The organism is Streptomyces hebeiensis, from assembly GCF_052983195.1.
On record NZ_CM129812.1, the window covers coordinates 2,871,059 to 2,895,845 of the forward strand.

Sequence of the window (24,787 nt, forward strand, 5' to 3'; positions counted from 1 at the left end):
TTCGGCCGCCCCGCTCAGGGGTACCTACTGTCCTCCTCGCACCAAAGCTCTGGGAATAACGGCGATTCGCACCGATTCGCCGAGATGTACGGGCGCCCATGGCGCGTGCCCGCATACGGAACGGACTACCCAACTTGCCCGTCAGGCACGCGTGAGGGCCGCGCGACGTCGATGTCTGGCCACCCGCTCGCGGTTGCCGCACACCTCACTGGAGCACCAACGGCGGCGCCGCCCGCGGGAGGTGTCCAGGTAGACCCGGCGGCAGCTGTCACCCTCGCACTGCCGCAGCCGCGCCCGCGCGGCCGGATCGGTGAGCAGTTCCACGGCGTCCCGCGCCACGACCGCCAGGAGCGCGGCGCACTCGGGCTCGGCGTCGAGCGCCCGTACGAGCGTGCCGTCCGCCCTCCGTACGGCCCGGAGCGCCGGCGGCGCCCCGGCGGCCAGCGCGTTGACCCTGGCCAGGGCGGCGGTGGCGGCTCTCGACGGCCGGCCGTCGAGCTCGGCGCGCAACTCGGCGCGCACGAGTTCCCCGAGACGGCCCCTCAGCTCGGCGAAGGCCCGCACCCAGCGGGCGTCGACGGCCGTGAGCGGCGTCCCTTCCGGTACCAGCCCGGCACCGACGAGCCACTGGGCCAGCGGTACGGCGCCGTCGATCCGCTCCTGTCTTCCCGCGACCGGTTCGCCGGTCGCCAGGAGATCCAGGCAGACGCGCCCGGAGTCGAACCGCCATACGTACGAGCCCGTACCCGTCGTCATGTCCCTGCCACCACCCTGGTCGCCGGTGGGTGCCGCGCTTGTCGGTCCTCCCAGCGTGCCCGTCCGGCGGCGTGGACGTAACCCCCTCGGTCGGCCAGGGCCGCGGACACCGGGTGGACCGCTGACGCGGGTACGGCTCACACCACCGCGGCGAACGCGGGTACGGCTCGCGGAGTCGTGTGCTCACACGTCCGCGTACTTGGAGTCCGCCGACGGGTCCAGGGCGAGCCGGTAGCCGCGCTTGACCACCGTGTGGATCAGCTTGGGCGCCCCCAGCGCGGTCCGCAGCCGGGCCATCGCCGTCTCCACCGCGTGCTCGTCACGGCCGGCGCCCGGCAGTACCCGCAACAGCTCCGCCCGCGACACCACCCACCCGGGGCGCCTGCTCAGCGCGTGCAGCAGCGCCATCCCGGCGGGCGGCACGGGCCGCAGGTCGCCGTCGACCAGGACGGCATGGCCGCGGATCTCCACCCGGTGCCCGGCCACCGGGAGCGTACGGGCACGGGCCGGCAGCTCCGCGCACAGCACCTGGACGAGCGGCCCGAGGCGGAAGCGCTCCGGCTGGAGCGTGTCGATGCCGTGCGCCTGGAGCGGCAGCGCGGTGACCGGCCCGACGCAGGCGGCCAGTACGTCGTGGTGCAGGGCGGCGAGCAGGTCCGGCAGCTGTCCGCGCTCCTCGGCCCGGGAGAGCAGCGAGGCGGCGGCGGGCGCGCTGGTGAAGGTGACGGCGTCCACGGTGCGTGCGACGGTCGCGTCGATGAGCCGGTCGACGGGAGCGAGGTCCTCCGGGGGCATCCACCGGTAGACGGGCACGACGACCACGTCGGCGCCCCCTTCCTCCAGTGCCTCGACGAAGCCGGGCAGGGGTTCGCCGTGCAGCTGCAGCGCGACCCGGCGGCCCTCGACGCCCTGCGCCAGCAGCCGGTCGAGCACCTCGGCCATCGACTCGGAGGACGGTGACCAGGACTCCGTGAGCCCGGCGGCGCGGATGGCGCCCTTGACCTTGGGGCCGCGGGCCAGCAGCTCGACACCGCGCAGGGTGGACAGGAGGGCCTCGCCGTGGCCCCAGCCGTCGGCGGCCTCGACCCAGCCGCGGAAGCCGATCGCCGTGGTCGCCACGACCACGTCGGGGACGTGGTCGATCAGCTCCTTGGTGGCGGTGAGCAGCTCCGTGTCGTCCGCGAGCTGCACGATGCGCAGCGCGGGCGCGTGGACGACGGAGCCGCCGCGCCGCTGGAGCAGCGCGCCGAGCTCGTCGGCCCGCCGGGCGGCGGTGACCCCGATCGTGAAACCGGCGAGGGGGCCGTGCGGTGGCGAGCCGTGCCGCTCGGCACCGTGCCGCTCGGCGCCGGTTCGCTCGGCGCCGGGTTGCCCGGGGCCGGTTCGCTGGTCGTCCATGCCCGCTCCTCCCTGTCGCTACGTCTGCCGGCTTCCCGTTACCCGTGACGACGTTCCCGTGATGACTTCCCCGTGACCGTTTCCGTTGACCGTTTCCGGTGCCCATTTCTGGTGACAACGGACGTGACGACCGAGCCTGTCAACAACAGATGACGGACTCGGTTCGCTGTCATTTCCCGGCCGTTACGTATACGTACACCACTACCGCATCACCACGTCGGGCCGCGTCGGGGCGGCGGGGCGGGGGCAGGAGCGGCGAACGGTGCTCCCGGCATCCCACCTGCTCCACCCCGCTCCCGCCGGCTCACACCTCGGCGTAGCTGAGCCGGGCCTCCGACTGCTCCGTCACGGCGTCCTCCCGTGTCGCCTCCCGCGCCGTGCGGCGAAGGTATACCGCCCACGTCAGGGTGAAACAGACGGCGTAGAACGCCAGGAAGACGACGAAGGCCGCGGTCCCGGTGCCCGCGCTCTGGAAGGACTGCCGGAAGGCGAGGTTGATGGCGAGCCCGCCGAGCGCGCCGACGGCCCCGATGAGCCCCATGGACGCCCCGGACAGCCGGCGCCCGTACGCGGCCGCTGCCTCGCCCGCCATCCCCTTCCGCAGCGCCTTCGCCTGGAAGATGCCGGGGATCATCTTGTAGGTGGAGCCGTTGCCGAGACCGGTGAGCAGGAACAGCGCGACGAACCCGACGAGGAAGACGCCCATCGACTCGATCAGGGAGGCGTAGATCACGACGGCGGTGGCGACGGCCATGGCGGCGAAGTTCCACAGCGTGATCCGCGCCCCGCCGTACTGGTCGGCGAGCTTGCCCCCGACCGGCCGGACGAGCGAACCGAGCAGCGGTCCGATGAACGTCAGGGACGCCGCCTGCAGGGGGGTGCGGCCGAACTGGGTCTGGAGGACCAGGCCGAAGGCGAAGCTGTACCCGATGAACGAACCGAACGTCCCTATATAGAGGACGGCCATGATCCAGGTGTGCCGGTCGCGCACGGCCTCGGCCGCCGCACCCGTGTCGTTCTTCACCGGCGCCAGGTTGTCCATGAACAGGGCCGCGCACACGGCCGCGGCGATGATCAGCGGGATGTACACGCCGAGCACGATCCGCGGGTGCGCGGCGCCCGCGGTGCCGATCACCAGCAGCCCGATCAGCTGCACGACGGGTACCCCGATGTTCCCGCCGCCGGCGTTCAGCCCGAGGGCCCAGCCCTTCTTCCGCAGCGGGAAGAAGGAGTTGATGTTGGTCATGGAGGAGGCGAAGTTGCCGCCGCCGACCCCGGTGAGCGCCGAGACGACCATGAAGGTGGTGTACGAGGTCCCCGGCTCCATCACGGCGAAGGCGGCTGCGGTCGGCACGAGCAGCAGCAGCGCGCTGATCACCGTCCAGTTCCGCCCGCCGAAGCGCGCCACGGCGAAGGTGTACGGCACGCGGGCGATAGAGCCGACCAGGGTGGCCATGCCGATCAGGAAGAACTTCCCGGCCGGGTCGATGCCGTACTCGGGGCCCATGAACAGGACCATGACCGACCACAGGGTCCAGATGGAGAACCCGATGTGTTCGGAGAGTACGGAGAAGAACAGGTTGCGCCGTGCGATCCGCTCGCCGGTGTCGCGCCAGAAGGTCTCGTCCTCCGGGTCCCACCGCTCGATCCAGCGGCCCCCTTTACGTGCTGCCGTGGCGGTGGTGGTGGTCGGGGCAGTCATCACGCCTCCCGGACGGGGATCGGTTGGTGGTCCCGACCGTAGGTACGTCGCGTTTCACCGCCGTGCCTCACGAGGTGACCGGAAGGCAACCTTGCTCTCACCCGCTCGCGCCGCGTGCTGTGAGCGGGCCGCGCCGGCGCCGCCGGCCCCGGCGCGGCCCGGACACGGCCCCGGGTACGCCGTACGGCCTTCTGACATCGATGTCAGAAGGCCGAAATCGGTGACGTGCGGGAGATCGGACGGAGGAACCGCGATCAGACGGAGGAACCGCTGACGACCGGCGCCCCGAGCGGCAGGATCTCCCGCTCGAAGAACTCCTGGAAGGGTTCGGCCCTGCCGTAGAGGGTGTCGAATCCGGCCGAGGTCTCCGCGATCAGCGCCGGGTCGGTGTACCGGCGCGCCCCGTCCGCGTTCCCGTCGTCGTCGTACACCACCTCGTACATGGCCCGGTCCCCGAGGATCACCACTTCGGGTACGGGTCCGGTCCGCTCGATGTCCGCGATCCGCCGGGCGTCCATCACCCGGACGGGATCACCCAGCTCCTGGCGCAGCCGGAGCACATGGAATTCCCATTGCACATAGGGGGTCACCGGGAATTCCACCACCCGAAGGCGGCGCTGCGTGATTCCGAGGTCCGCCACCTCCGCCAATTGCCGGGTATAGATCTCGCGCTTCTCCTCGATGAGCGAGAGCGCGTTTTCCCATTCCCCGGCGGCGAACGCCTCCCAGCTCGGGAATCCGCGTTCCTTGAATTGCTGGCCGCGTTCCAGTTTGTTCAGGTACCGGATTCCGCTCCGGAAGATCCGGTAGAAGTCCTCATGGTAGCTCGGCCGGTCGAGTCGGTTAGATACGCCTTGGGCGAAGGAATCAAACACCGGGGATGTCCGGCTTCGCCGCGATCAGCATGTTCCTGGGAATGACCACGAGCCGCTCGTCGAGGCCGATCGAGACGCCCGCGGGCAGGTTCCTGCCGAGGGAATCGGTGAGATCCCGGCCGATCACCGCCACGTCCCCGTTCTCCAGCTCCCAGATGTCGGGGCAGTCGGGGGTGTCGGTCGTGTGGCCTAATTCCTGTGGAGATTTTCCCAACCGCTTCTTGAATCCCGTCGCCGGATCAGCTTCCCATGGCCTGGCCATAGCGTCTCCTGTCGCCGAATATTGTTCGACGGCACCTTATCATTCGACGCCCGCCGGACCCCTGCTCGTCGACCAACTCTGTCCAAAACAGTCCGCAATCCGACGCGGAATGACGGAATCTCCCTCTGCGTCGCGCCAGGAGAATGCCTCCTTGCCACACAGGGCTCAAGAGTGTATCAATATTTGATCAGGAAAAGATCGTACCGCCCACCTCGCCACTCGCCTCATTATCGGATCTACATACACGCGAGAGGCGTACACGGGAGAGGTGACGGACGGCGACACAGTACGGGGGAGCTGGGGCTGTGGATCCGGAAATCAGTTCACTCGCGCAGGGCGCGGGAGCCACATTGGTCACGCTGATGGTCACCGACGCCTGGGAGCGCGCCCGCGAGGGTGTCACCCGGCTCTGGCGCCACGTCCAGCCCGAGCGGGCCGATTCCGTCGCCGCGGAGCTGGAGGTCAGCCGGGAGGACGTACTGGCCGCGCACGCCGCCGACGACCGGCAGAGCATGGACGAGCTGCGCGCCCAGTGGCAGGGCCGGCTGCGGCGGCTGCTCGTCGCCCACCCCGAGGCGGCGGAGGAACTGCGCCGGCTGCTCGACGCGATCGATCCGGCGTCGGCCGGCGCCGCCCCGACGGTCACCCAGCACGCGACGGCCTCCGGGCAGGCCCGGGTCTACCAGGCGGGACGAGACCAGCACATCACCGAGCGATGACGACAGGCGGCGCGACCGACGGCGGCGGCGCGACGAACGGCCACGGCGGCGCGATGGACGGCCGCGCCGCGAACGACGGCCGCGTCTACCAGGCGTCCGGCGACCAGCACATCACCGAGCACCATCATTACGGGTACCGGCCCGGCGACCGCGCCGACGGCGGGCACCCCGACAGCGCCGACCGCGCCGACAGCCGCTCCGGCGCGCGCTTCGACGGGCGGTTCGACGACCGCGATCGGCACCCGGCGGCCCCCGACTCCGTCCGCCGCCCGGCCGTCGGCCGCGCCCCGGTCGTCCTGCGCGACCGTGCCGAGGTGCTGGCGCGCCTGCGGGAGAGCGTCGCGCCGGGCCGGGGTGACGAGGTCTACGTCCTGCACGGCATGGGCGGCTGCGGCAAGACGGCCGTCGCCTCCGCGTTCTTCGAGTACGCCACCGCCGGGGGAGCCCGCGTCGGCCTGTGGGTCAACGCCTCCGACCGGGCGAGCCTGCGCGCGGGCATGCTCGCGGTGGCGGCCGACCGGGGAGCCGGCGACGGCGAACTGCTGGCCGCCCGCAACGGCTACCGGTCGGCCGCCGACCTGGTCTGGGAACGCCTCGACCACTCCCCCGAGCCCTGGCTGCTGGTGCTCGACAACGCCGACGACCCGGCGATCCTGCGCGACGGCAGCTGGCTGCGCGGCAGCCCGCGCGGCACGGTCGTGGTCACGACCCGCAGATCGGCGGCGCGCTGGTGGCCGGGCGCGGAGTTGCAGCACGTCGGCGTACTGCCCCGGGAGGACGCCGCGCGCGTCCTGTGCGACCTGGCGCCGCACAGCGGCACACCGGCCCAGGCGGCCGAGATCGCGGACCGGCTGGGCCGACTGCCGCTGGCACTCACGCTCGCGGGCGGCTTCCTCTCCCACCAAGTGATCGACCCGTGGACCATGGACGCCTACGGGCGCCGGCTGGACGAGGGCGAGCGGGTCGCGCTCATCGATCAAGGAGCTGACGCATTGGCCGACGAGGACCCCCGGCAGCTGGTCGGCCGGACCTGGCAACTGACCCTGGACGCCTTCGAGACCAACGGCCTGCCCGAAGCGGCCGTGCTGCTGCGGCTGCTGGCACGGCTGGCCCCCGAGCCACTGCCGCTGTCGCTGCTGGGCCGCCCGGAGATCGGCGACGTACTGCCGCGCGCCCGGGCCGAGACGGCGCTGCGGGCGCTGCTCGACCACTCGCTCACCGAACGGGTCGACATCGGCGTGCGCTGCGTGCGGAGCCATGGCGTCCTGCTCGACAGCGTGGCCGCCGCGACGCCGCCCGCGCTCCGCGGCACGCTGGACGCGACGGCGGCCCGGCTCCTCGACGCGGCCGTACCGGCCCGGCCGGACGCCGGTCCGTACGACCCCGTGCTACGCCTCCTCGCGCCCCATGTCCTGGCCCTGCTGCGCCGGGTCACGGAGCCGTCCGCGGCGGCCTGCGTACTGGCCGTCGCGACCCGGCTGGCCGTCGCGCTGCACCGCACCGGCGACTACCCCTCCGCCGAGGAGACGGCCCACGCCGCGGCCGACCTCGGCGGCAGCGGGCTCGGCGCGGAACACCGTCTCGTGCTGGCGGCCCGGTCGAGGCAGGGCCGGGCCCTCTTCCGGCTCGGCAGGTACGCGGAGGCCGAGAGCCTGCTGAGCCGGATCCGCGCCACCCAGGAACGGCTGTTCGGCCCGGAGGACCCGGACACGCTGGACAGCTGCCACGGCCTCCAGCTCGTCCTCGTCAACCTCGGCCGCCGGGACGAGGCCCTCGCCCTCCTGCGCACCACGGCAGCGGCCCGCCACCGGACGCTGGGCCCCGAGCACCCGCTGACCCTGCGCTCCCGTTCCAGCCTGCTGACGATGCTGACCGCCGCCGAACTGGCCACGGCGGAGGGCCGGTCGCTGCTGTCCCTGCCCGACGAGTGCCGGCGCCACCTCGGCCCCGACCACACGGTCACGCTGGGGGCCCGGCACAACCACGCGTGGGCGCTGTACGTCCTGGGCCGGCACGAGGCGGCCGAGGAGGAGATCCAGCACGTCACCGCGGCCTACCGCGACCGCTTCGGCCCCGACTACCCCATCGCGCTCGCGGCCCAGCAACTGCTCGCCCGCACCCGGTCGGCACTCGGCCGGACGGACTCGGGGATCGAGTTGATGACGGATGTCGTCGCCCGCCGCGCCCACGCGCTCGGCCCCGACCACCCTTTCACCGCCGCGAGCCGCCGGCTGCTGGACGAACTCACCGCCCACTGACGCCCGCCACCCGCTCGGGGCCGGCGGCGCGTCAGCCGTGGGCGCCCGGCGCGCTCCTCGCGGCGGACGTACGCGCTACCGCGCCCGTCGGTAGCTGCTGCCGTCGCGCGGGCGTTCCAGCAGGCCCGCCACGACCAGGTAGCGGCGCAGGGCCGCGCAGTCGTCGTGCACCGCGCGCAGCGCGTCGTCGACCTCGCGCCCGGTATAGGCGCGGTCCCGCTCGAAGAGCGTCTCCGTGAGGTGGACGAGCAACTGCTCGCGGCGGGCCGGTCGGCGGGGGATCACGGTCAGCCGGCCGCCGGAGAACGGATCGGCCACCCCGCGCGCACCCGCGGTCGCGTTGTCGGACATGGCCGGAAGCCTCACGCACCGGCCCGCCGCCCGGCAACGGATTTTGCCGGGCGGCGGGCGGCGGCGGGCGGCGGCGGACCGGTCGACGCGGGCGCGGGATCAGCCGTGTGCCGGCCCGCCCCGGCGGGCACCGGTCCCGGCGGGCTTCGTGCCGTTCGGCCACAGGCGTGGTTTCCGCTTGGCCGCGACGTCCTCGACCCAGCCCATCGCGAGGATCATCAGCGCCAGCAGCGGGAAGACCAGGATCAGGCTCAACGTCGAGTAGGCCGCGTCCAGTTGGGCGGAGAAGGCGTCGATGCCCGGGATGTTCCAGAGCTGGTCGACGATCGGGACCGTGGCCATGATCAGGAGGTTGTGCCAGAGATAGATCGTCACGGCCCGGTTGTTGGCGAGCGTGATCACGGAGTCGTACCGCGCCAGCCGGCCCGGCAGTTCCTTCCAGGACGGGCTGTACTGGAGCAGGATCATGCAGAAGCCGAGGGACCAGGTCGCCTGGGCGAGCGGGATCTCGTCCAGGTTCCAGCCCTCCTCGGTGAGGTGGCCCGAGGCCCACCACAGGGCGAAGGCCATCGTGAAGAACGCCACGGAGACCGTCACATAGCGCGGGACCTTCTCGAACAGGCCGTCGTTGTACGCGAAACCCAGCACCCAGCACGCGCCGTAGACCGCGAAGTCGGTCAGCGCCCGGCCCGCCTCGCCGGGTATCTCCACCAGTCCCGTGCCGATGACCGCCGTCAGCGCGACCGGAAACGCCAGCGTCGCCCAGGGCAGCCTGCGGAAGGCCCACAGCAGCAGCGGCGAGGCGAGCACGAACCACAGGTACGCGCGGATGTACCAGAGCGGACCCGCCGCCTGGTCGGCCCAGGTGGAGTCCAGCAGACCGCCCGGCGAACCGCTCTCCCACGGGTACGGCGGGGCCCCGACCGGGACGAGGTAGTTGGCCACCTTGGCCCACCCCCAAGCCCCCTCGTCCGCGCCCGGCTGCCAGCCCATCACGAACATCAGCGGCACGACGACCGCCGCGAACGCCCACATCGGCGGCAGCAGCCTGCGCAGCCGCCCGCGGATGACGCTCCACGGCGGGCGCTTCGACAGCGACCTGGCCATCAGCGACCCGGCCAGCGCGAACATCACGCCCATGGACGGGAAGAGGATGGTCAGCCACGCCCAGCCGAAGACGTGGTACACCACGACCCGCACCAGCGCGACGGCCCGCAGCAGATCCAGGTAGCGGTCCCGGCCACCGGTACGCGCGGGAGCGGGGGCGGCAGCCCGTGCGGGGTCCGGAACGGACTCCGCCGCGCCGGCCACGCCCGCGCCCGCCGGATCCGGGTTGTCCGAACCGCCCGCACCCGCCGTCGACGGGCCGAACGGGTCGAGAGGTCGCGTACTCATCCGACCGGCCTCCGATCGACGTCCGCGTCCCGCCGCCGCTGCGTCGGGATCGACCCCGGTGCCTCCACCGCGCCCGTACGGCGCAGCTTCTGCCAGCGCAGCCGGCCACCGGTGAGCGCCGTGATCCAGGACTGGAGCAGCACCACGTACATGAGCTGCCGGTAGAGGATCTGCTGGAGGGGCAGCGAGATCAGATGCGTCATGCGCTCCTTGTCGAGCCGGAAGGCGTACATCGCGCACACCGCCTGGAGCGTCAGTACGCCGAGCCATGCCACGACCGTCTTCTGCGTCGGGCCGAAGACCAGCCCGTACAGCAGGAACACGTCGATCAGCGGGGCCAGCAGGGGCGCCAGCACCATGAACAGCGAGACCAGCGGCAGCCCGACCCGGCCGAAGCGCCCCGAGGGGCCGCGTTCGACGAGGGCGCGGCGGTGCTTCCAGATCGCCTGCATCGTGCCGTAGCTCCAGCGGTACCGCTGGGACCACAGCTGCTGGACGGACTCCGGCGCCTCGGTCCAGGCGCGGGCGCGCTCGGCGTAGACGACCTCCCAGCCGTCGCGGTGCATCGCCATGGTGATGTCGGTGTCCTCGGCGAGGGTGTCCTCGCTCATCCCGCCGACCCGCTCCAGCGCCTGCCGCCGGAAGGCCCCGACCGCGCCGGGGATGGTCGGCATGCAGCGCAGGACGTCGTACATCCGGCGGTCCAGGTTGAAGCCCATCACGTACTCGATGTGCTGCCAGGCGCCGATGAGGGTGTCGCGGTTGCCGACCTTGGCGTTGCCCGCGACCGCGCCCACGCGCGGGTCGCCGAAGGGCTGCACCAGCTCGCGCACCGTGGACGGTTCGAAGACGGTGTCGCCGTCCATCATCACGATCAGGTCGTACCGGGCGTGCGCGATGCCGTTGTTGAGCGCGGCCGGCTTGCCGCTGTTCTGCTGGCGCACGACACGGACGTTCGGCAGCCACAGCTCCTCGACGATGTCCGCCGTCCCGTCCGACGAGCCGTCGTCGATGACGATGACCTCGATCGGATGGTCGCTCGCCATCAGGGAGCGCACCGTGTTGGCTATGCACTCGCGCTCGTTGTACGCGGGGACCAGCACCGTCACCGGTTCGGTCACGGGCGCGCCCCAGCTGAAGTCCCGCCGGCGCACCTTGCGGGCGTGCAGGAACGAGAGCAGCAGCATCAGGCCGAACCGGCCCATGACGAGCACCCCGATCACGGCGAGCCCGCCGACCAGCACGCCGGTGAGGTCCTCGGAGAGGGTGACGGCCGCGATCCACGCCTTGCCCTTCCACAGGTCCGCGCCCGCGACCTCGGTGTGGGCGCTGGGGGCGCCCAGGGCCTCGGTGAGGTTGCTGAAGGCGTATCCCCGCTTCTGCATGTCCGGCAGGAAGCGGTCCAGGGCCTCGACCGTCTGCGCGCGGTTGCCGCCCGAGTCGTGCATCAGCACGATCGAGCCCTTGGTGCCCTCGGGCGTGGCCCGCCGGATGATCTCGTCGACGCCGGGACGCTTCCAGTCCTCGCTGTCCGTGTGGTTGAGCACGGTGATGTAGCCGAGGCTGCCGATGTACTGCGTGACCGGCCAGGACTTGTTGTCCATGGCGGACGAGAAGGAGGAGTACGGCGGTCGGAAGAGCGAGGTCCGCACTCCGGCCGCGCCCGCGAGGACCAGCTGGTTCTGCGACAGCTCCCAGTCGATGCGCTCCTTGGTCTGGTACGCGAGGTCGGGGTGGTTGAAGGTGTGCAGGCCGACCTCGTGGCCCTCGTCCACCATCCGCCTGACCAGGTCCGGGTAACGGGAGGCCATGGTGCCCGTGACGAAGAAGACCCCGTGCGCGTTGTACTGCTTGAGCTTGTCGAGGACCTTGGGGGTCCACTCGGGGTCGGGGCCGTCGTCGAACGTGATGACCAGCTTGTGGTCGGGGATCGTCAGCGCGCGCGCGTCGCCGGAGCCGCGCGCGTCGATGACCGGGCCGCCCTTGAGGATCCGTTCGGGCACCTGGTCGGTGGCGGCCGGGGGGCGGATGCGGTGGTCGGCCAGGATCTCGCTGTGCACGTATCCGCGCAGCATCAGCATGGCGAGCAGTGCGACGAGGATGAGGGAGGGCAGCAGGTACCGCATGGGGAGCCGACGCCGTTTCACCCGCTGCGCGGACGCTTTGCGCCGGGCCGCCTTCCGGCCGCCCGTCGGCGGGACGGGTGTGCCTGTCTGCGAGGGGAAGGACATGTCCGCGCGTGTGCCGGAGGCAGCCCTGCCGGCCCCATGTCTGCCGGCCCCATGTCTGCCGGGCACCGGCCCGTCTCCGTCGTCGCGCCGACGGGCGCCTCTTCCGGTGGGGGTCATCTACTGTGCGCCTTCCGCGGCCAGGGCCTGGTTGTTCAGCTGTGGTGGCGATGTCTGCACGGGGTCGCCCGATTCGCCCGGATCCGGACTGTTCGACGGGGACGGCGGCGGCGACGGGTCACCGTCGCCCGTTCCGCCGGGCCCCGCGTCCGGGTCGCCGCCGGGCGGGGGTGACGTGTCGGAGCCGGGCTTCTCCTCCCCCGCCCCGGGCGGCGGAGCGTCCGGGGCGGTCGGGCCGCCCGCCCCGGAGTCCGGCTGCCGGTCGGGGCCGGGGGTGACGCCGCCGGTGGACTCCCGCGCGACCTCGCCGCCCGCCGCCGGGTCCGTCGCGGAGGGCGAGGCGTCCGGGGCGCCGGGCGACCCGGAGAGGGAGGCGCCGACCGTGGGCGCGGGCTGTATCTCCACGGTCTCCGACCTGCCCTTTTCCTCGGCGAGACCGGGTATCGGAAGCCAGGGCGCGCTGGAGTTTCCGCCGAGCAGGGTGCCTATCACCGTCATGGCGTAACCGGCGCAGGCGAGGGTGATGACCCAGCCGGCCCGCCGGAATTTCTTGCTCCGGCGACCGCTGGCGTCGACGAAGACCGGGCCGTCGACGTCCCCGGGGGCGGCGGCCGGTGGTGCCGCACCGATCTCGACCCGCTGCTCGTCCCCGTTCCGCGGCTCGTCCCTGTTCCCCGGCTCACTCCCGACCCGCTGCTCGCGCCGCGACCCGTCGCCCACCGTCGGCAGGGGACGCGTCCGGTCGGGCAGGCCGGAGCGGAGACGCCCCCGGACATCCAGTTCCACGGTGACGTCATTCGGCTCATGCGCATGCCCACCACGGGCGTCTTCAGGCCAATTGTCCACAGGTGTACGCACATCCCCCACCACTTAATGACATGGGCGCACGCATGAACGGCTGGTTACTCCACCGGTCAGGTTCCCCAACCCGAACCGGCCGCCCCCCTGTCACTCCGCACCCGGGAGATGAATGTAGCGCACGCCGTTGACAGCCGAGTTCCGCTTCACGAGTTGCCGTACGCCCTCCCGGGGGCCGTGGTAGGGAGCAGGCTCCCCGGAGTAAGGACCAACCGGCCCTCCTGTTCAGCCAGTTCGCCGGCCGCCGTACGCAGCGCGATCAGTCCTGGATGACCGCTTCCCGTGCGCCGCTCCAGGGGCACCGGCGAGAACGGTACGGGGTCGGCCGGCGGGCCGGCACTGTGTCGGGCATCACCGGGAACTCCACGACGGTCGGCAGCGAATTGCGGTGGTTCGCCACCACTCGCCGGAATTCCGCGGCCCCCACCGCCATGGGCGCCGGTGGCGCGATCTCGATACCCCCCGGGCGAAGCCGCCGTACCACGTGGACCCCCGCGTTTCAGCGCGAACGTGAGCCGCACGTGAGCCGCACACGACGAAGGTCCCGCAGCCACCAGGGCTGCGGGACCTTCGCTCACATGGGAATTGTGGAGATGGCGGGAATCGAACCCGCGTCCAACGGTGCGGAACCAGGGCTTCTCCGAGCGCAGTCCGCTGCGATTTTCTCGGCCCCGGAGATCACACGGACAAGTCTCCGACGGGCTCAGTCACTGTTTGGTTTCCCTGTACACCCCGTGACCGGGCGTACAGGTTTAGTTCCCTGGCTGATGCCAGGATCCGGGTCGGGAACAGCCCCGGGCTGACACTCCGCAGAGTCTTCGCTAGCTGCTAATTAGGCAGCGAGGGCGAAGGCGGAGGAATCGCGCTTGGAATTGGCGATTATTGTTTGCGACATATGGTTAACGAGATCATTGCCGCTTCCTCGGCTCGCTTCCCCTGCTTCGACATCCGCTGTCGAAACCGATCATCCCCATGTTGATTTTTCAAATATGCCCGGTGCGCCCGGGCACGCACACCCGCTGTGAGGTGCGAGTCCATCGTACGTGAACAACGCACGACGATGCCAGCCTATTTCCGCGCGGCCGTCCCCGCCGACGGGGCCGGACGGAACGGTCCCGAGCGGCCGCGGTCGGGCCCGCGCTCAGGCCCGCTGCCGCCGCCGCACCGCCGAGATCGCCCGCTCCGCCTCGCGCCGGTCCTGCTTCTCCCGCAGCGTCTGGCGCTTGTCGTACTCCTTCTTGCCCTTCGCCAGCGCGATCTCGACCTTGGCCCGGCCGTCCTTGAAGTACAGGGCGAGCGGCACGATCGTGTGACCCGTCTCCTGCGACTTGGACTCCAGCTTGTCGATCTCCAGCCGGTGCATCAGCAGCTTCCGCTTGCGCCGGGCGCTGTGGTTGGTCCAGGTCCCCTGGCTGTACTCGGGCACGTGCACGTTGTGCAGCCATGCCTCGTGCCCGTCGATCTGCACGAAACCGTCCACCAGCGAGGCGCGTCCCTGGCGCAGGGACTTCACCTCCGTGCCCATCAGCACGAGACCGCACTCGTATGTGTCGAGAATGTGGTAGTCGTGCCGTGCCTTCTTGTTCTGCGCGATGAGTTTGCGCCCTTTTTCCTTCGCCATAGTCCCGCCATTTTCGCACCCCGGCGCAACTTCTTTTCACCGGTCGGCCCGGGGCACCCGGCGCTCACCTCACGGTGTGACGCCGAGACCGCCGAGCACCGTCCTGGCGTGCTCCTGCACGCCCTCCCTGACCGCGAGGTCGGGGGTGACGCCCCGGCCGTCCACAGCGTGACCGGCCGGCGTGCGGTAATGGCCGACGGTCAGCTCGGCCACCGAGCCGTCCGCGAGCTTGCTGGGCATCTGGACCGAGCCCTTGCCGAAGGTGCGCGAGCCGACGGTCACCGCCCGTCCCCGGTCCTGGAGGGCGCCGGTGAGCAGTTCGGCGGCGCTCATCGTGCCGCCGTCGACCAGGACGACCAGGGGCCGGCCGGTGTCCCCGCCGGGCCTCGCGTACAGGGCGCGCTGCTCCCCGCCCACGTCGTACGTGGCGACCAGCCCGCCGTCGAGGAAGGCGGAGGCCGCCTCGACGGCCTCGGACACCAGCCCGCCGCCGTTGCCCCGCAGGTCGAGCACGACACCGGTGCCCTCGGGGGCGTCGCGGACCACGTCCCGGACCCGCTCGCCCGTGCCCCGTGTGAACGCCTCGACCCTGATGCGCAGCGCCCCGCCCTCGATCCTGCCGACGGAGACGGATTCGGTGCTCAGCCGGGCCCGGCGCAGGCTCTCGGTCCAGCGCCGGCCGTCCCGCTCCAGACCGACCCGGACGAGGGTGCCGGCGGCGGCCTCGGAGCCCGGGCCGTCGCCCGTTCCGGCGCCGGGGACGACCTCGCCCCTCAGCAGCGCCATGACCTCCGTGACGGGCCTCTTCGCGACGCTCGCGCCGTCCACGGTCCTGATGGTGTCCCCCGGCCCGATGCCGGACCTGGCCGCGGGACCGCCGGGCTGCACCCGGGTCACTTCCACGAGCCCGCCGGGGGTGCGCCTGCCCCAGAGCCCGACACCGGTGTACTCGCCGTCGAGGGCCTGCTCGAACTCCTCGTACTCCTTCTTGTCGTACACCGCGCCCCAGCGGTCGCCGCTGCGGCTGACGACCTCCTCGGCCGCCTCCGTGGGGGACTTGCCCTCCGCCAGGGCCTTGGCCGCGGCTCTGGTGACCTCCTCGGGGACGGCCGTCCCCGAGCCCGGGCCCGTACCGTCACGGCCGCCGACGCCCGCCCTCGAGGCGGCGTTCGCGCGCTCGGCGGAGGCGTCCTCCTCCTGGGGCAGGGAGTTCGTCGCCGCGCCCGTGGCGAGCACGCTCGCGAAGACCAACGTCAGAACCGCCCCGCGGCCCAGCGCCTGGGCCCTGCCCCTCGGTCTTCGCGGGCCCCGCGCCGGACAACGGGGCCGTTCGTGCGACTCTGAGCCCGCCATGGCGCCGAGTCTAGGACAACGGGGGCCTTACGGACGGTGCTTGTGGCCCCTCGCACCGGGCGGGACTTGTCACACCCGGAGGTACTTGCGCAGCGCCAGGAAGGCCGCCAGAGCGGGCATCAGCAGACCGATGACGATCACGAGCGGAAGCTTGGTCAGCACCGCGTCCCAGCCGATGAAGTTGACCAACTGCATCTTGTCGGCGAGGGCGAATCCGTTGTCGATGATGAAGTAGCGGCCCAGGAGCAGGAAGACGCAGGCCACGACGCCGCCGATCAGCCCGGCCACCGCCGCCTCCAGGATGAACGGCATCTGGATGTAGAAGCTGGACGCGCCGACGAGCCGCATGATCCCGGTCTCACGCCGACGGCTGAACGCGGACACGCGCACGGTGTTGACGATGAGCATCAACGCGATCACGAGCATCAGGCCCATCACGAGCAGCGCCGCGATGTTCATGCTCCGCATCAGGTTGAAGAGGTTCTCCAGGATGTCCCGCTGGTCCTGGACCGACTCGACGCCGTCCCGGCCCTCGAAGGCGGTGGCCACCACCTTGTACTTCTCGGGGTCCTTGAGCTTGACCCGGAAGGACTCCGGCATCTGGTCCGGGGTGATCGTGGCGGCGATGGGCGAGTCGCCGTACCGCTCCTTGTAGTGCTTGTACGCCTCGTCGGACGTCTCGTGGTGGACGGTCTCGACGATGTCCGACATCTTGTCGAGGTCGGCCTCGATCTCCTTCTTCTGCTCGCCGGTGACGGCACCCTTCGCGCACTTGGGCGTGGTCGTCGCGTCGGTCTTGTTGCAGAGGTAGATGGAGACGTTGACCTTGTCGTACCAGTACCCCTTCATCGCGTTGACCTGGTCGCTCACCAGCAGCGCGGCGCCGAACAGGGCGAGCGAGAGGGCCACGGAGACGACGACCGCGAAGGTCATCGTGAGGTTTCGGCGGAGACCGACGCCGATCTCCGACAGGACGAACTGGGCGCGCATGGCGTCCTTTCAGCTTTCAGCTTTCCGCTTCTGATTCAGCTTTGATGCTCGACGCAGGGCGCTCGCGCATCGCGCACCCGGTGCGCACGCGGTACGCGGCCCATGCCCGCCGCGGTGCGGCTCAGTGCTGGTAGCCGTAGACGCCGCGGGCCTGGTCACGCACCAGCCGGCCCTTCTCGAGCTCGATCACGCGCTTGCGCATCTGGTCGACGATGTTCTGGTCGTGGGTCGCCATCACCACGGTCGTGCCCGTACGGTTGATGCGGTCCAGCAGCTTCATGATGCCGACGGAGGTCTGCGGGTCGAGGTTGCCCGTCGGCTCGTCCGCGATCAGCAGCATCGGCCGGTTGACGAACGCCCGCGCGATCGCGACGCGCTGCTGCTCACCGCCGGACAGTTCGCCGGGCATCCGGTCCTCCTTGCCGCCGAGGCCGACGAGGTCGAGGACCTGGGGGACGGACTTGCGGGTCTCGCCGCGGGACTTGCCGATGACCTCCTGGGCGAACGCCACGTTCTCCGCGACGGTCTTGTTCGGCAGCAGCCGGAAGTCCTGGAAGACCGTGCCGAGCTGGCGGCGCATCTGCGGCACCTTCCAGTTGGACAGCCGGGCGAGATCCTTGCCGAGGACGTGCACAATGCCATGACTGGCACGTTCCTCACGGAGGAGAAGTCTCAGGAAGGTCGACTTCCCGGAACCGGACGAGCCGACCAGGAAGACGAACTCCCCCTTCTCTACTTCGAGGGAGACGTCGCGCAGGGCGGGACGGTTCTGCTTCGGATAGGTCTTGGAGACGTTGTCGAATCGGATCACGGGGGCACCAGGGTCGGCCGGGAGTAGGTGAGCGAGACCTTACGCGAAGCGGAGAGGGCCGCGCAGTCGGCGTCCGCGGTTACCGCCCGGGCACGGGACCGGCTTGGGCGTTTTGTCATGGATACGGTACGGGCTCCCGCGGAGGCGCCCGTGGCGGGATCCGGACGGCCGCGCCGAAAGCGCGGGGAACTGGCACAGTGGAGGAGGGAACCGTCGTGTTTCCCGGAGCGTTGAGCGGAGTGACAGTGCCCCTGACAGCACTGAGAGGACTGCCGGTACTGACAGGATCGGCAGGACCGACCGGACCGACAGCTCCGCCGCGCGGTGAGGAGGAAAGCGCATGACCTATGACCGATTGGTGTGCGCCAACTGCGCGGGGCCGGTCACCGAGGGCAGGTGCCGGGTGTGCCGGGCCCACCGGGAGCGGCTGCAGCAGCAGGGCCCCCTGGGCTCCCTGAGCCCGGTGGCGCTGCTGACGCTGGTGGTGCTGCTCGTGGCGGCGGTGGCGCTGGTGGCGGCGCACCAGCCCGCCTGAGACGCGGCAACGCGAAGGGCCCGGACGCTCATGGCGTCCGGGCCCTTCGCGCGACTGACTTCGCGCGGCCGGCTCGCCGCGCCTCACCGCGTCACCCCAGGGGCCGCCGCGTACCTAGGCGCGGGAAGCACCTAGTGCCGCGACCGGCAAGGTTTGCCCGTCAAGGAGCGGCGTCCGGTGCGTGTGATCGCAAGGCGGGCAGAAGTCCATGTAGCGGAGCTACCTGGGCTTGTGGCCAACGCGGCGAGCGCGCGTGCCGGGCGTCGCGACGGGGCAAACGTTGCCGGGAGGGGCACTAGGTACGCGGGGCACCCGGCGTACGTCGTCAGGCGGCGGTACGGCCACCGCCCACCAGACGGGGCAGCATACGGAAGCCGATGCCACCGGCGATCATCGTGGCGGCACCGATGAGCAGGAACGTGGTCGTGTCGCCGGCACCGGTCTCGGCCAGCTCCTCCTTGCCCACGCTCTGCTCGACCGGCTTGGAGCCGGCGCTGTCGGTGCCGGTGTTGTCGGCGCACTCGGCACCGTCGAGGTCGACGGTGCAGGTGCCCGCGCCCTCGTCGTCCGAGCCGTTGCCGCCGGGGGCGCCGCCGCCGTTCTCACCCGGGGTGTTCGGGGCCGGGGCGGACGGGTCCGCGGGGTCCGACGGACCGGTCGGCGGGTCCGACGGGTCGGTGGGGTCCGTAGGCGGGTCGGACGGGTCGGTGGGCGGGTCCGACGGGTCGGTCGGGTCCGTGGGCGGCTCCTCCGGCTCGGTCGGCGGCTCCTCCGGCTCCGTGGGCGGCTCCTCCGGCTCGGTCGGCGGCTCCTCCGGCTCGGTGGGCGGCTCCTCCGGGTCGGTCGGCGGCTCCGGGATGTCGGTGGGCGGGTCCGTCGGGTCCTCGTCGCCGAGGGAAACGTTCACGCCGACGATGCCCAGATCGATGTCGGTGGCCGAAGCGGCACCCGCGGCGGTCAGGGAAGCGCCCGCGGCGATCACGGCACCGGCCGCGAGCCGTGCGACGCGGATCCGCGTCTTCTTGGTCATCTGCCTGCTACCCCCAGTAGCTGATACGTCATTGGCGTAGCGTCCGGGGCTGCGGCCGCTGGGGGTCATGTGTCTCGCCGCCCCCGGTTTCACGCGCCCCTCGCATACGCATGCCGCGTCAGCTTTGCCATTTTTTGTATATGCGTCAAGGTCGTTGCGCGTGCGATGACCGTTATGGAGTTAGTTGTCCATCGTGCGGGGATGCAACTGTGACATAAAAGGGAACTGCCGCCCGACGGACGGCAGTTCCCTTGTCGACAAAGCGTGTTTCTACTTGTCCTGCTGCTTGCGCCAGCGAATTCCGGCTTCGAGGAATCCGTCGATCTCCCCGTCGAGCACGCTCTGCGGATTGCCGACTTCGAACTCCGTCCGCAGGTCCTTGACCATCTGGTAGGGGTGCAGGACGTACGAACGCATCTGGTTGCCCCAGGAGTTGCCGCCGTCGCCCTTGAGCGCGTCCATCTTCGCCTGCTCCTCCTGGCGGCGGCGTTCGAGCAGCTTCGCCTGGAGGACGTTCATGGCGCTCGCCTTGTTCTGGATCTGGGAGCGCTCGTTCTGGCAGGAGACCACGATGCCGGTGGGGAGGTGGGTGATGCGGACCGCGGAGTCGGTGGTGTTGACACCCTGCCCGCCGGGGCCCGAGGCGCGGTAGACGTCCACGCGCAGCTCGGACTCGTCGATCTCGACATGGTCGCTGGACTCGACGACCGGGAGCACCTCGACACCCGCGAAGGACGTCTGGCGGCGGCCCTGGTTGTCGAAGGGCGAGATACGGACGAGCCGGTGGGTGCCCTGCTCGACGGAGAGCGTCCCGTACGCGTACGGCGCCTTGACGACGAAGGTGGTCGACTTGATGCCGGCCTCTTCCGCGTACGACGTCTCGTAGACCTCCGTGCCGTAGCCGTGGCGCTCGGCCCAGCGCAGGTACATGCGCTGGAGCTGCTCGGCGAAGTCCGCCGCGTCGATGCCGCCGGCCTCGGCGCGGACGTTGACGAGCGCCTCGCGCTCGTCGTACTCACCGGACAGGAGGGTACGGACCTCCATCTCGTCCAGCGCCTTGCGCACCGCCTCCAGCTCGGTCTCGGCCTCGGCCCGGGTGTCCGAGTCGTCCTCGGCCTCCGCCAGCTCGAACAGCACTTCCAGGTCGTCGATACGCCCGCGCAGCGCCTCCGCCTTACGGACCTCGGCCTGGAGGTGCGAGAGCCGGCTGGTGATCTTCTGCGCGGCCTCCGGGTCGTCCCACAGGGACGGGGCCGCGGCCTGCTCCTCCAGCACGGCGATGTCGGCCCTCAGCTTGTCGAGGTCGAGGACGGCCTCGATCGACCCCATGGTCGAGGAGAGGGACTTCAGCTCTTCGGATACATCGACGACTGCCACGGGTCCAGCGTAACGGCTGAGAGCCGAAACCCACCCCGGGCTCCTTTGTGAGGGCTCGGTTCGCCTCCGGGGGCGCTCGCCGCATCCATCAGCGACCTCCGGCCGCGGGCCCTGTCGACGGTCGACCGTGCTCGGCTCACTCGCCGGCAGACGTGGCTACCCCGGACGTATCGGCACCCCGGGGAGGCGGACGTGGATACCCGGGACGTCAACTGGCACCGGAGCCCGGCACCCGGCCGGGACTACGGCGACGTCGTCCGCACCGTCTCCCCCGGTGTTTCCTCCCCGCCCTCGCTCGTCGCCAGCCAGCCGCCCACTCCCACCGCCGCGACGAGCAGCACCGCCGCCGCCCCCAGGGTGATCCGCCGTTTACGCACCGCGCCCGCCTTGTTGCGCGCCGAGCCCGGTCGGCGCTGGCCCGGTGCGCGCGGGGCGCGGGCGGTGCCGCGGGCGCCGCCCGCCAGCTCGTCGGGGGCGGGGACGCGCATGCTCGTGTGCGTGTCCCGGTTGCCGTCGGGCGCAGCGCCCGGCACCAGCGGGACCGCGCCCCGGCGGCGCGGCTCCTGCGGCGCGGGCGCGCCGGGCTCCTCGGGCTGCTGCTCGGTGGGCTCCGTCTCCGGTTCGTCCACCTCCAGCGGCGGGATCCCGGCCAGCGTCGGCAGCAGCTCCCGCAGCCGCGCCGCCAGCTCGGAGGCGCGCAGCCGGGAGGCCGGGGCCTTGGCCAGACACTGGAGGAGGAGCTGCCACAGCTCCTCGGGAATGCCGGGCAGGGGCACCACGGACTCGGTGACGTGCCGGCGCAGTACGGCTCCGGGGTGGCCGCCGCCGAACGGGGTGAACCCGGCGAGCAGCTCGTACAGGACCGTGGCCAGCGCGTAGATGTCGACGGCCGCGCGCGGCGGCAGCCCCTCGACGATCTCCGGCGCGAGGTAGTCGGGCGTGCCGATGATCCTGGTGGCCTTGGTGCGCCGGGGGGTGTCGATCAGCTTGGCCACACCGAAGTCGGTGAGCAGCGCGGGGTGCGCGCCGCCGGGGCCGAGCGGGCCCTCCATGTCGAGCAGGATGTTCTCGGGCTTGACGTCGCGGTGCACGACACCGGCGGCGTGCGCGGCCGCGAGGCCGTCGGCGACGTCGGCGATGATCGCGACGGCCGCCTCGGGGGCGAGCCGGCGTTCACGGTCGAGCCGGGTCCGCAGGTCCGTACCGCGTACCAGCTCCATGACGAGTGCCAGGTCGTTGCCGTCCACGACCAGATCCCGGACGCCGACCACCCGGGGGTGGTCGAGCCCCAGCAGGGCGGTGCGCTCCTGGACGAACCGGCCGACCAGTTCCTGGTCCGACGCGAGGTCCTCGCGCAACAGCTTGATGGCGACCGGGCCCTCGGGCCCCTCGCCGAGCCACACCGTGCCGGCGCTGCCCCGCCCCAGGATCTGATGGGCGGTGTACCGGCTGCCGATATTCCGTGCCAAGACTGCTCCCTCAGCGGCTGGCGTTGCCCATCAACGTACGTGGGTGACGGGGTGTTCCGTGCCCAGGTTGGCACCGCCCCTCACATACGCGGGGTGAAAGTGATGATCCGGGGCCGCCCCGGACCGGGACGGACCGTCCGCGAACGGATGCCCGTGACGGACGGGGCCGACCGGAGCGAAAGGCCCGGGCGGAGAGACCGGACCGGCTACTCCTGACCGGCTGCTCCCGGCCGGGCGGTCCGGGCCGGCTGCTCCGGACCGGCCGAAGCGTGCCGCGGGTCGGACCGGGGCGTCTGAAGCGGCCCGTCCGGCCGGTGCCGGGGGGTCCGTCCGGCCCTCTGATGCCTGCTCCGCCCCCGGCCCGGGCAGGCCCGGACCCGCCTCGCTCCCCGTTCGTCTACAAGTTGCTCCCCGCGTCCGTCAACTGCGAGATCCAGTCCGTCACCGTGGAGATCGCGTCGCCGATCGCGTCCCAGTAGCCCTTGCCTTGAGCGACCCAGTCCTGGAGCGGGGTGAGCTCCCAGATCAGCCAGCCCGCGACGACGAGCAGGATGATCGTGAACAGGCATCCCTTGAGGCAGCCGAGGCCCGGGATCCGCATCGGGTTCGCGCTGCGCTGCCGGGGCGGGCGCGGTTCGCGCGGCGGGCGTGGTTCACGTGCCGGGCGCGGCTCCGGCCGCTGGGGCTGGGGTGGCGGCTGGGCCGGGGCGTACTGCTGTTGCTGCGGAGGTGCGTACTGCTGCGGGGGCGGCGCGGCGTACTGCTGCGGCGGGGGCGCGTAGCGCTGCTGCGGCTGCTGCTGCCGGGGCCCGGCGGGCGGGTGGGGGGCGGGCTGCCGCTGCGGACGGCGCCGCAGCGGGTCCTCGCTCGGGTCGAGGTACTGGACCTGCGTCTGCTCGTTGCGGTCCCGGACGCCCTGGAGCTGGGACTGCCAGGGGTGGTTGGGGTCCCCGGGACCCCGCGGTCCGTCCTGGCCCGGCGGTACGGGCGGCATGACCGCGGTCGGGTCGGCGCCCTGCCCCGGGGCGCCGGGGCCCCCGGGCCCGCCCGTGGCGGGCAGGACGCTGGTCGCCGCGCTCGGGTCGTACGAGCCGGCGCCCGCGCCCGTCGGCAGGACCTGCGTCGGGTCCGCGGCGCCCGGTGCGCCCGGGGTGTCCGGCACCGGCGCGGGCGCCGGGTCCGGAGCGAGGAGCGCGGCCACGCCCAGCGCCGCGTCGACCTGGGCGGGCGTGGAGTGCACCCCGACCCCGTCGGCGACGGTCCGCAGGGCGCGGGCCAGGTTCTCGGCGCTCGGCCGCTCGTCCGGGTTCTTGCGCAGGCACCGCTCGATGACCGTCCACAGCGGCTCGGGCACGGTGGAGGGGCGGCGGGGCTCCTCGCTGAGGTGGCGCTGGAGCACTTCGAGGGCGGTCGAGCCGGCGAACGGCGGCCGTCCCGTGACCAGTTCGTACAGCAGGATGCCCGCGCCGTAGATGTCGACGGCGGAGGTCTGCGGGCGGCCCTCGGCGGACTCCGGTGCCACGTAGGCGGGCGTCCCGACGAACTCGTGGGTACGGGTCAGGCCGGGGGAGTCGGCAAGGCGCGCGATGCCGAAGTCGGTGAGCATCGGGTGCAGTTGCTCACCGTCGGTCCGCAACAGGACGTTGGCGGGCTTGAGATCGCGGTGGACGACGCCGTCGGCGTGGCTGGCGGCCAGCGCGTCCGCGATCTGGGCGGTCAGCAGGGCCGCGGCGACCGGGCTGAACGGGCCGTTCTCGCGCAGGTAGCGGTGCAGGTCCGGACCGTCGACCAGGTCCATGACGAGCGCGAGCAGATCACCCTCGACGACCAGGTCGCGGGTGCGGACGATATTGGGGTGGGTGAGGCGGAGCAGGACGGAGCGCTCCCGCAGGAAGCGCATCACCACATCCGGGTCGTTCGCCAGCTCCTCCTTGAGGACCTTGATCGCTACGGTCTCGCCGGGCCGGCCCGCCACGGCCGCCTCGGCTCCCGCGGTCTCGCGCTGGCTGGCGCGCCAGACGGTGCCCGTGGCGCCGCGTCCGAGCGGCTCGTCGAGCAGGTACTTGCTGCCTACCGGCCGCACGTCATGCGCTCCCTGCTGATCGGGGATCTTCTCGTCGTCCCGGGTGCCGGGTCTCCGGCCCACTGTAAACCGGCCGGGACCGGGGTGGTGGCGACGCGGGCCGACGGCTGCCGCCCCGGCACGTGTCCGCCACGGTTCCTCTGCCGTCCTTCTGCCGTCCCTCGCCGTTCCTCCGTCGGTTCCGTCCTCTGTCACGCCTCGGTCCGGCCGGTTCACGGTCGTTCCCGGCCATTCCTGGATGAGCGCGGTTCAGAAAACCGCCCGACGAACATTGACAAACACCGACAAACACCTGCAATGCATTGCCGAACATTGCACGGTTCGGTCGTCTTCCGACGGGGGTCCGATCGCCATCGGACCAGGCTCGGACGGCAGGCCCGGGCCCCGTTGGCAGGAAAGACGTCTCCGCTGTACGGATGGTTGCCGATCGGCCTCTTGTCGAGCGCCCGAGAACATCACAGACGATCCAAAACAGCACCGAAGCATCGCCCAAGCAGGCACTTTTGCGCCAACAGCGGACCATTCAAGATCACTTGTAGCTGGTCGCCGGGCGTGTTGTCAGTGGCAGGTGCGAAGATGCCCCCAGCACGTGGGGT

20 protein-coding genes and 1 other RNA gene are annotated in these 24,787 nt (G+C 71.6%); 3 read left to right on the forward strand and 18 right to left on the reverse strand.

Annotated features, from left to right (window positions below; translation table 11 throughout):
- Positions 1 to 141 precede the first annotated feature (141 nt).
- The 5 genes from ACU6P3_RS12455 to ACU6P3_RS12475 form a co-directional block, all read right to left on the reverse strand.
- On the reverse strand, positions 142 to 756 hold the full coding sequence (locus ACU6P3_RS12455; protein WP_447197192.1) for a CGNR zinc finger domain-containing protein: 615 nt from the start codon (positions 754 to 756) through the stop codon (positions 142 to 144).
- Between the two features lie 183 nt (positions 757 to 939).
- Complete coding sequence (locus ACU6P3_RS12460; RefSeq protein ID WP_447197193.1) at positions 940 to 2,154, reverse strand: uroporphyrinogen-III synthase; 1,215 nt, start codon at positions 2,152 to 2,154, stop codon at positions 940 to 942.
- 304 nt (positions 2,155 to 2,458) lie between these two features.
- Positions 2,459 to 3,856, reverse strand: coding sequence for a nitrate/nitrite transporter (locus ACU6P3_RS12465; RefSeq protein WP_447197194.1), 1,398 nt, complete (start codon positions 3,854 to 3,856; stop codon positions 2,459 to 2,461).
- A gap of 254 nt (positions 3,857 to 4,110) precedes the next feature.
- Complete coding sequence (locus tag ACU6P3_RS12470) at positions 4,111 to 4,731, reverse strand: DUF6879 family protein (protein ID WP_447197195.1); 621 nt, start codon at positions 4,729 to 4,731, stop codon at positions 4,111 to 4,113.
- Entirely contained in the window at positions 4,724 to 4,993 is a 270-nt protein-coding gene (locus tag ACU6P3_RS12475; protein ID WP_447197196.1) for a hypothetical protein, read from the reverse strand. Before ACU6P3_RS12475 ends, ACU6P3_RS12470 begins: the two co-directional genes overlap by 8 nt.
- 305 nt (positions 4,994 to 5,298) lie before the next feature.
- On the opposite strand from ACU6P3_RS12475, the gene ACU6P3_RS12480 reads away from it, so the two are divergent.
- Positions 5,299 to 5,712 carry a hypothetical protein gene (locus tag ACU6P3_RS12480; protein ID WP_344281026.1) on the forward strand — a complete coding sequence of 138 codons (414 nt, stop codon included), beginning with the start codon at positions 5,299 to 5,301 and terminating at the stop codon, positions 5,710 to 5,712.
- Positions 5,709 to 7,970, forward strand: coding sequence for a tetratricopeptide repeat protein (locus tag ACU6P3_RS12485; protein WP_447197197.1), 2,262 nt, complete (start codon positions 5,709 to 5,711; stop codon positions 7,968 to 7,970). Before ACU6P3_RS12480 ends, ACU6P3_RS12485 begins: the two co-directional genes overlap by 4 nt.
- A gap of 75 nt (positions 7,971 to 8,045) precedes the next feature.
- Here the strand turns inward: ACU6P3_RS12485 and ACU6P3_RS12490 are convergent, their stop codons facing one another.
- From ACU6P3_RS12490 to ftsE, 9 genes are all read right to left on the reverse strand, one after another.
- Positions 8,046 to 8,321, reverse strand: coding sequence for a DUF2087 domain-containing protein (locus tag ACU6P3_RS12490; protein WP_447197198.1), 276 nt, complete (start codon positions 8,319 to 8,321; stop codon positions 8,046 to 8,048).
- A 99-nt stretch (positions 8,322 to 8,420) separates the two neighbouring features.
- Complete coding sequence (locus ACU6P3_RS12495; RefSeq protein WP_447197199.1) at positions 8,421 to 9,716, reverse strand: acyltransferase family protein; 1,296 nt, start codon at positions 9,714 to 9,716, stop codon at positions 8,421 to 8,423.
- Complete coding sequence (locus ACU6P3_RS12500; RefSeq protein ID WP_447197863.1) at positions 9,713 to 11,842, reverse strand: bifunctional polysaccharide deacetylase/glycosyltransferase family 2 protein; 2,130 nt, start codon at positions 11,840 to 11,842, stop codon at positions 9,713 to 9,715. The genes ACU6P3_RS12495 and ACU6P3_RS12500 overlap by 4 nt, the downstream gene beginning before the upstream one ends.
- Before the next feature lie 222 nt (positions 11,843 to 12,064).
- Positions 12,065 to 12,850: a hypothetical protein gene (locus ACU6P3_RS12505; protein WP_447197200.1), complete on the reverse strand. Its 786-nt coding sequence runs from the start codon at positions 12,848 to 12,850 to the stop codon at positions 12,065 to 12,067.
- 657 nt (positions 12,851 to 13,507) lie between these two features.
- Positions 13,508 to 13,894: a transfer-messenger RNA gene (ssrA, locus tag ACU6P3_RS12510) on the reverse strand.
- Between the two features lie 169 nt (positions 13,895 to 14,063).
- Positions 14,064 to 14,543, reverse strand: a complete 480-nt coding sequence (smpB, locus tag ACU6P3_RS12515; protein WP_030748991.1) for an SsrA-binding protein SmpB — start codon at positions 14,541 to 14,543, stop codon at positions 14,064 to 14,066.
- A 69-nt stretch (positions 14,544 to 14,612) separates the two neighbouring features.
- Entirely contained in the window at positions 14,613 to 15,896 is a 1,284-nt protein-coding gene (locus ACU6P3_RS12520) for a S41 family peptidase (protein ID WP_447197201.1), read from the reverse strand.
- 69 nt (positions 15,897 to 15,965) lie between these two features.
- Positions 15,966 to 16,886 carry a permease-like cell division protein FtsX gene (gene ftsX, locus ACU6P3_RS12525; protein ID WP_447197202.1) on the reverse strand — a complete coding sequence of 307 codons (921 nt, stop codon included), beginning with the start codon at positions 16,884 to 16,886 and terminating at the stop codon, positions 15,966 to 15,968.
- Between the two features lie 121 nt (positions 16,887 to 17,007).
- Entirely contained in the window at positions 17,008 to 17,697 is a 690-nt protein-coding gene (ftsE, locus tag ACU6P3_RS12530) for a cell division ATP-binding protein FtsE (protein ID WP_344285411.1), read from the reverse strand.
- 340 nt (positions 17,698 to 18,037) lie between these two features.
- Here ftsE and ACU6P3_RS12535 point away from each other — a divergent pair, with 340 nt between their 5' ends.
- Positions 18,038 to 18,232, forward strand: a complete 195-nt coding sequence (locus ACU6P3_RS12535; protein WP_447197203.1) for a hypothetical protein — start codon at positions 18,038 to 18,040, stop codon at positions 18,230 to 18,232.
- A gap of 325 nt (positions 18,233 to 18,557) precedes the next feature.
- Here the strand turns inward: ACU6P3_RS12535 and ACU6P3_RS12540 are convergent, their stop codons facing one another.
- From ACU6P3_RS12540 to ACU6P3_RS12555, 4 genes are all read right to left on the reverse strand, one after another.
- Entirely contained in the window at positions 18,558 to 19,262 is a 705-nt protein-coding gene (locus ACU6P3_RS12540) for a hypothetical protein (RefSeq protein WP_447197204.1), read from the reverse strand.
- A gap of 270 nt (positions 19,263 to 19,532) precedes the next feature.
- Positions 19,533 to 20,639, reverse strand: coding sequence for a peptide chain release factor 2 (gene prfB, locus ACU6P3_RS12545; RefSeq protein WP_344276533.1), 1,107 nt, complete (start codon positions 20,637 to 20,639; stop codon positions 19,533 to 19,535).
- Between the two features lie 242 nt (positions 20,640 to 20,881).
- Complete coding sequence (locus tag ACU6P3_RS12550; RefSeq protein WP_447197205.1) at positions 20,882 to 22,108, reverse strand: serine/threonine-protein kinase; 1,227 nt, start codon at positions 22,106 to 22,108, stop codon at positions 20,882 to 20,884.
- Between the two features lie 397 nt (positions 22,109 to 22,505).
- On the reverse strand, positions 22,506 to 24,191 hold the full coding sequence (locus ACU6P3_RS12555) for a serine/threonine-protein kinase (protein ID WP_447197206.1): 1,686 nt from the start codon (positions 24,189 to 24,191) through the stop codon (positions 22,506 to 22,508).
- Between the last annotated feature and the right edge of the window lie 596 nt (positions 24,192 to 24,787).

What these genes read in the sequence shown, in the direction of transcription:
- ACU6P3_RS12455 (WP_447197192.1), bottom strand. Translation starts at nt 756, where the DNA reads ATGACGACGGGTACGGGCTCGTACGTATGGCGGTTCGACTCCGGGCGC.
- ACU6P3_RS12460 (WP_447197193.1), bottom strand. Translation starts at nt 2,154, where the DNA reads ATGGACGACCAGCGAACCGGCCCCGGGCAACCCGGCGCCGAGCGAACC.
- ACU6P3_RS12465 (WP_447197194.1), bottom strand. Translation starts at nt 3,856, where the DNA reads ATGACTGCCCCGACCACCACCACCGCCACGGCAGCACGTAAAGGGGGC.
- ACU6P3_RS12475 (WP_447197196.1), bottom strand. Translation starts at nt 4,993, where the DNA reads ATGGCCAGGCCATGGGAAGCTGATCCGGCGACGGGATTCAAGAAGCGG.
- ACU6P3_RS12485 (WP_447197197.1), top strand. Translation starts at nt 5,709, where the DNA reads ATGACGACAGGCGGCGCGACCGACGGCGGCGGCGCGACGAACGGCCAC.
- ACU6P3_RS12490 (WP_447197198.1), bottom strand. Translation starts at nt 8,321, where the DNA reads ATGTCCGACAACGCGACCGCGGGTGCGCGCGGGGTGGCCGATCCGTTC.
- ACU6P3_RS12495 (WP_447197199.1), bottom strand. Translation starts at nt 9,716, where the DNA reads ATGAGTACGCGACCTCTCGACCCGTTCGGCCCGTCGACGGCGGGTGCG.
- ACU6P3_RS12500 (WP_447197863.1), bottom strand. Translation starts at nt 11,842, where the DNA reads ATGCGGTACCTGCTGCCCTCCCTCATCCTCGTCGCACTGCTCGCCATG.
- smpB (WP_030748991.1), bottom strand. Translation starts at nt 14,543, where the DNA reads ATGGCGAAGGAAAAAGGGCGCAAACTCATCGCGCAGAACAAGAAGGCA.
- ACU6P3_RS12520 (WP_447197201.1), bottom strand. Translation starts at nt 15,896, where the DNA reads ATGGCGGGCTCAGAGTCGCACGAACGGCCCCGTTGTCCGGCGCGGGGC.
- ftsX (WP_447197202.1), bottom strand. Translation starts at nt 16,886, where the DNA reads ATGCGCGCCCAGTTCGTCCTGTCGGAGATCGGCGTCGGTCTCCGCCGA.
- ACU6P3_RS12535 (WP_447197203.1), top strand. Translation starts at nt 18,038, where the DNA reads ATGACCTATGACCGATTGGTGTGCGCCAACTGCGCGGGGCCGGTCACC.
- ACU6P3_RS12540 (WP_447197204.1), bottom strand. Translation starts at nt 19,262, where the DNA reads ATGACCAAGAAGACGCGGATCCGCGTCGCACGGCTCGCGGCCGGTGCC.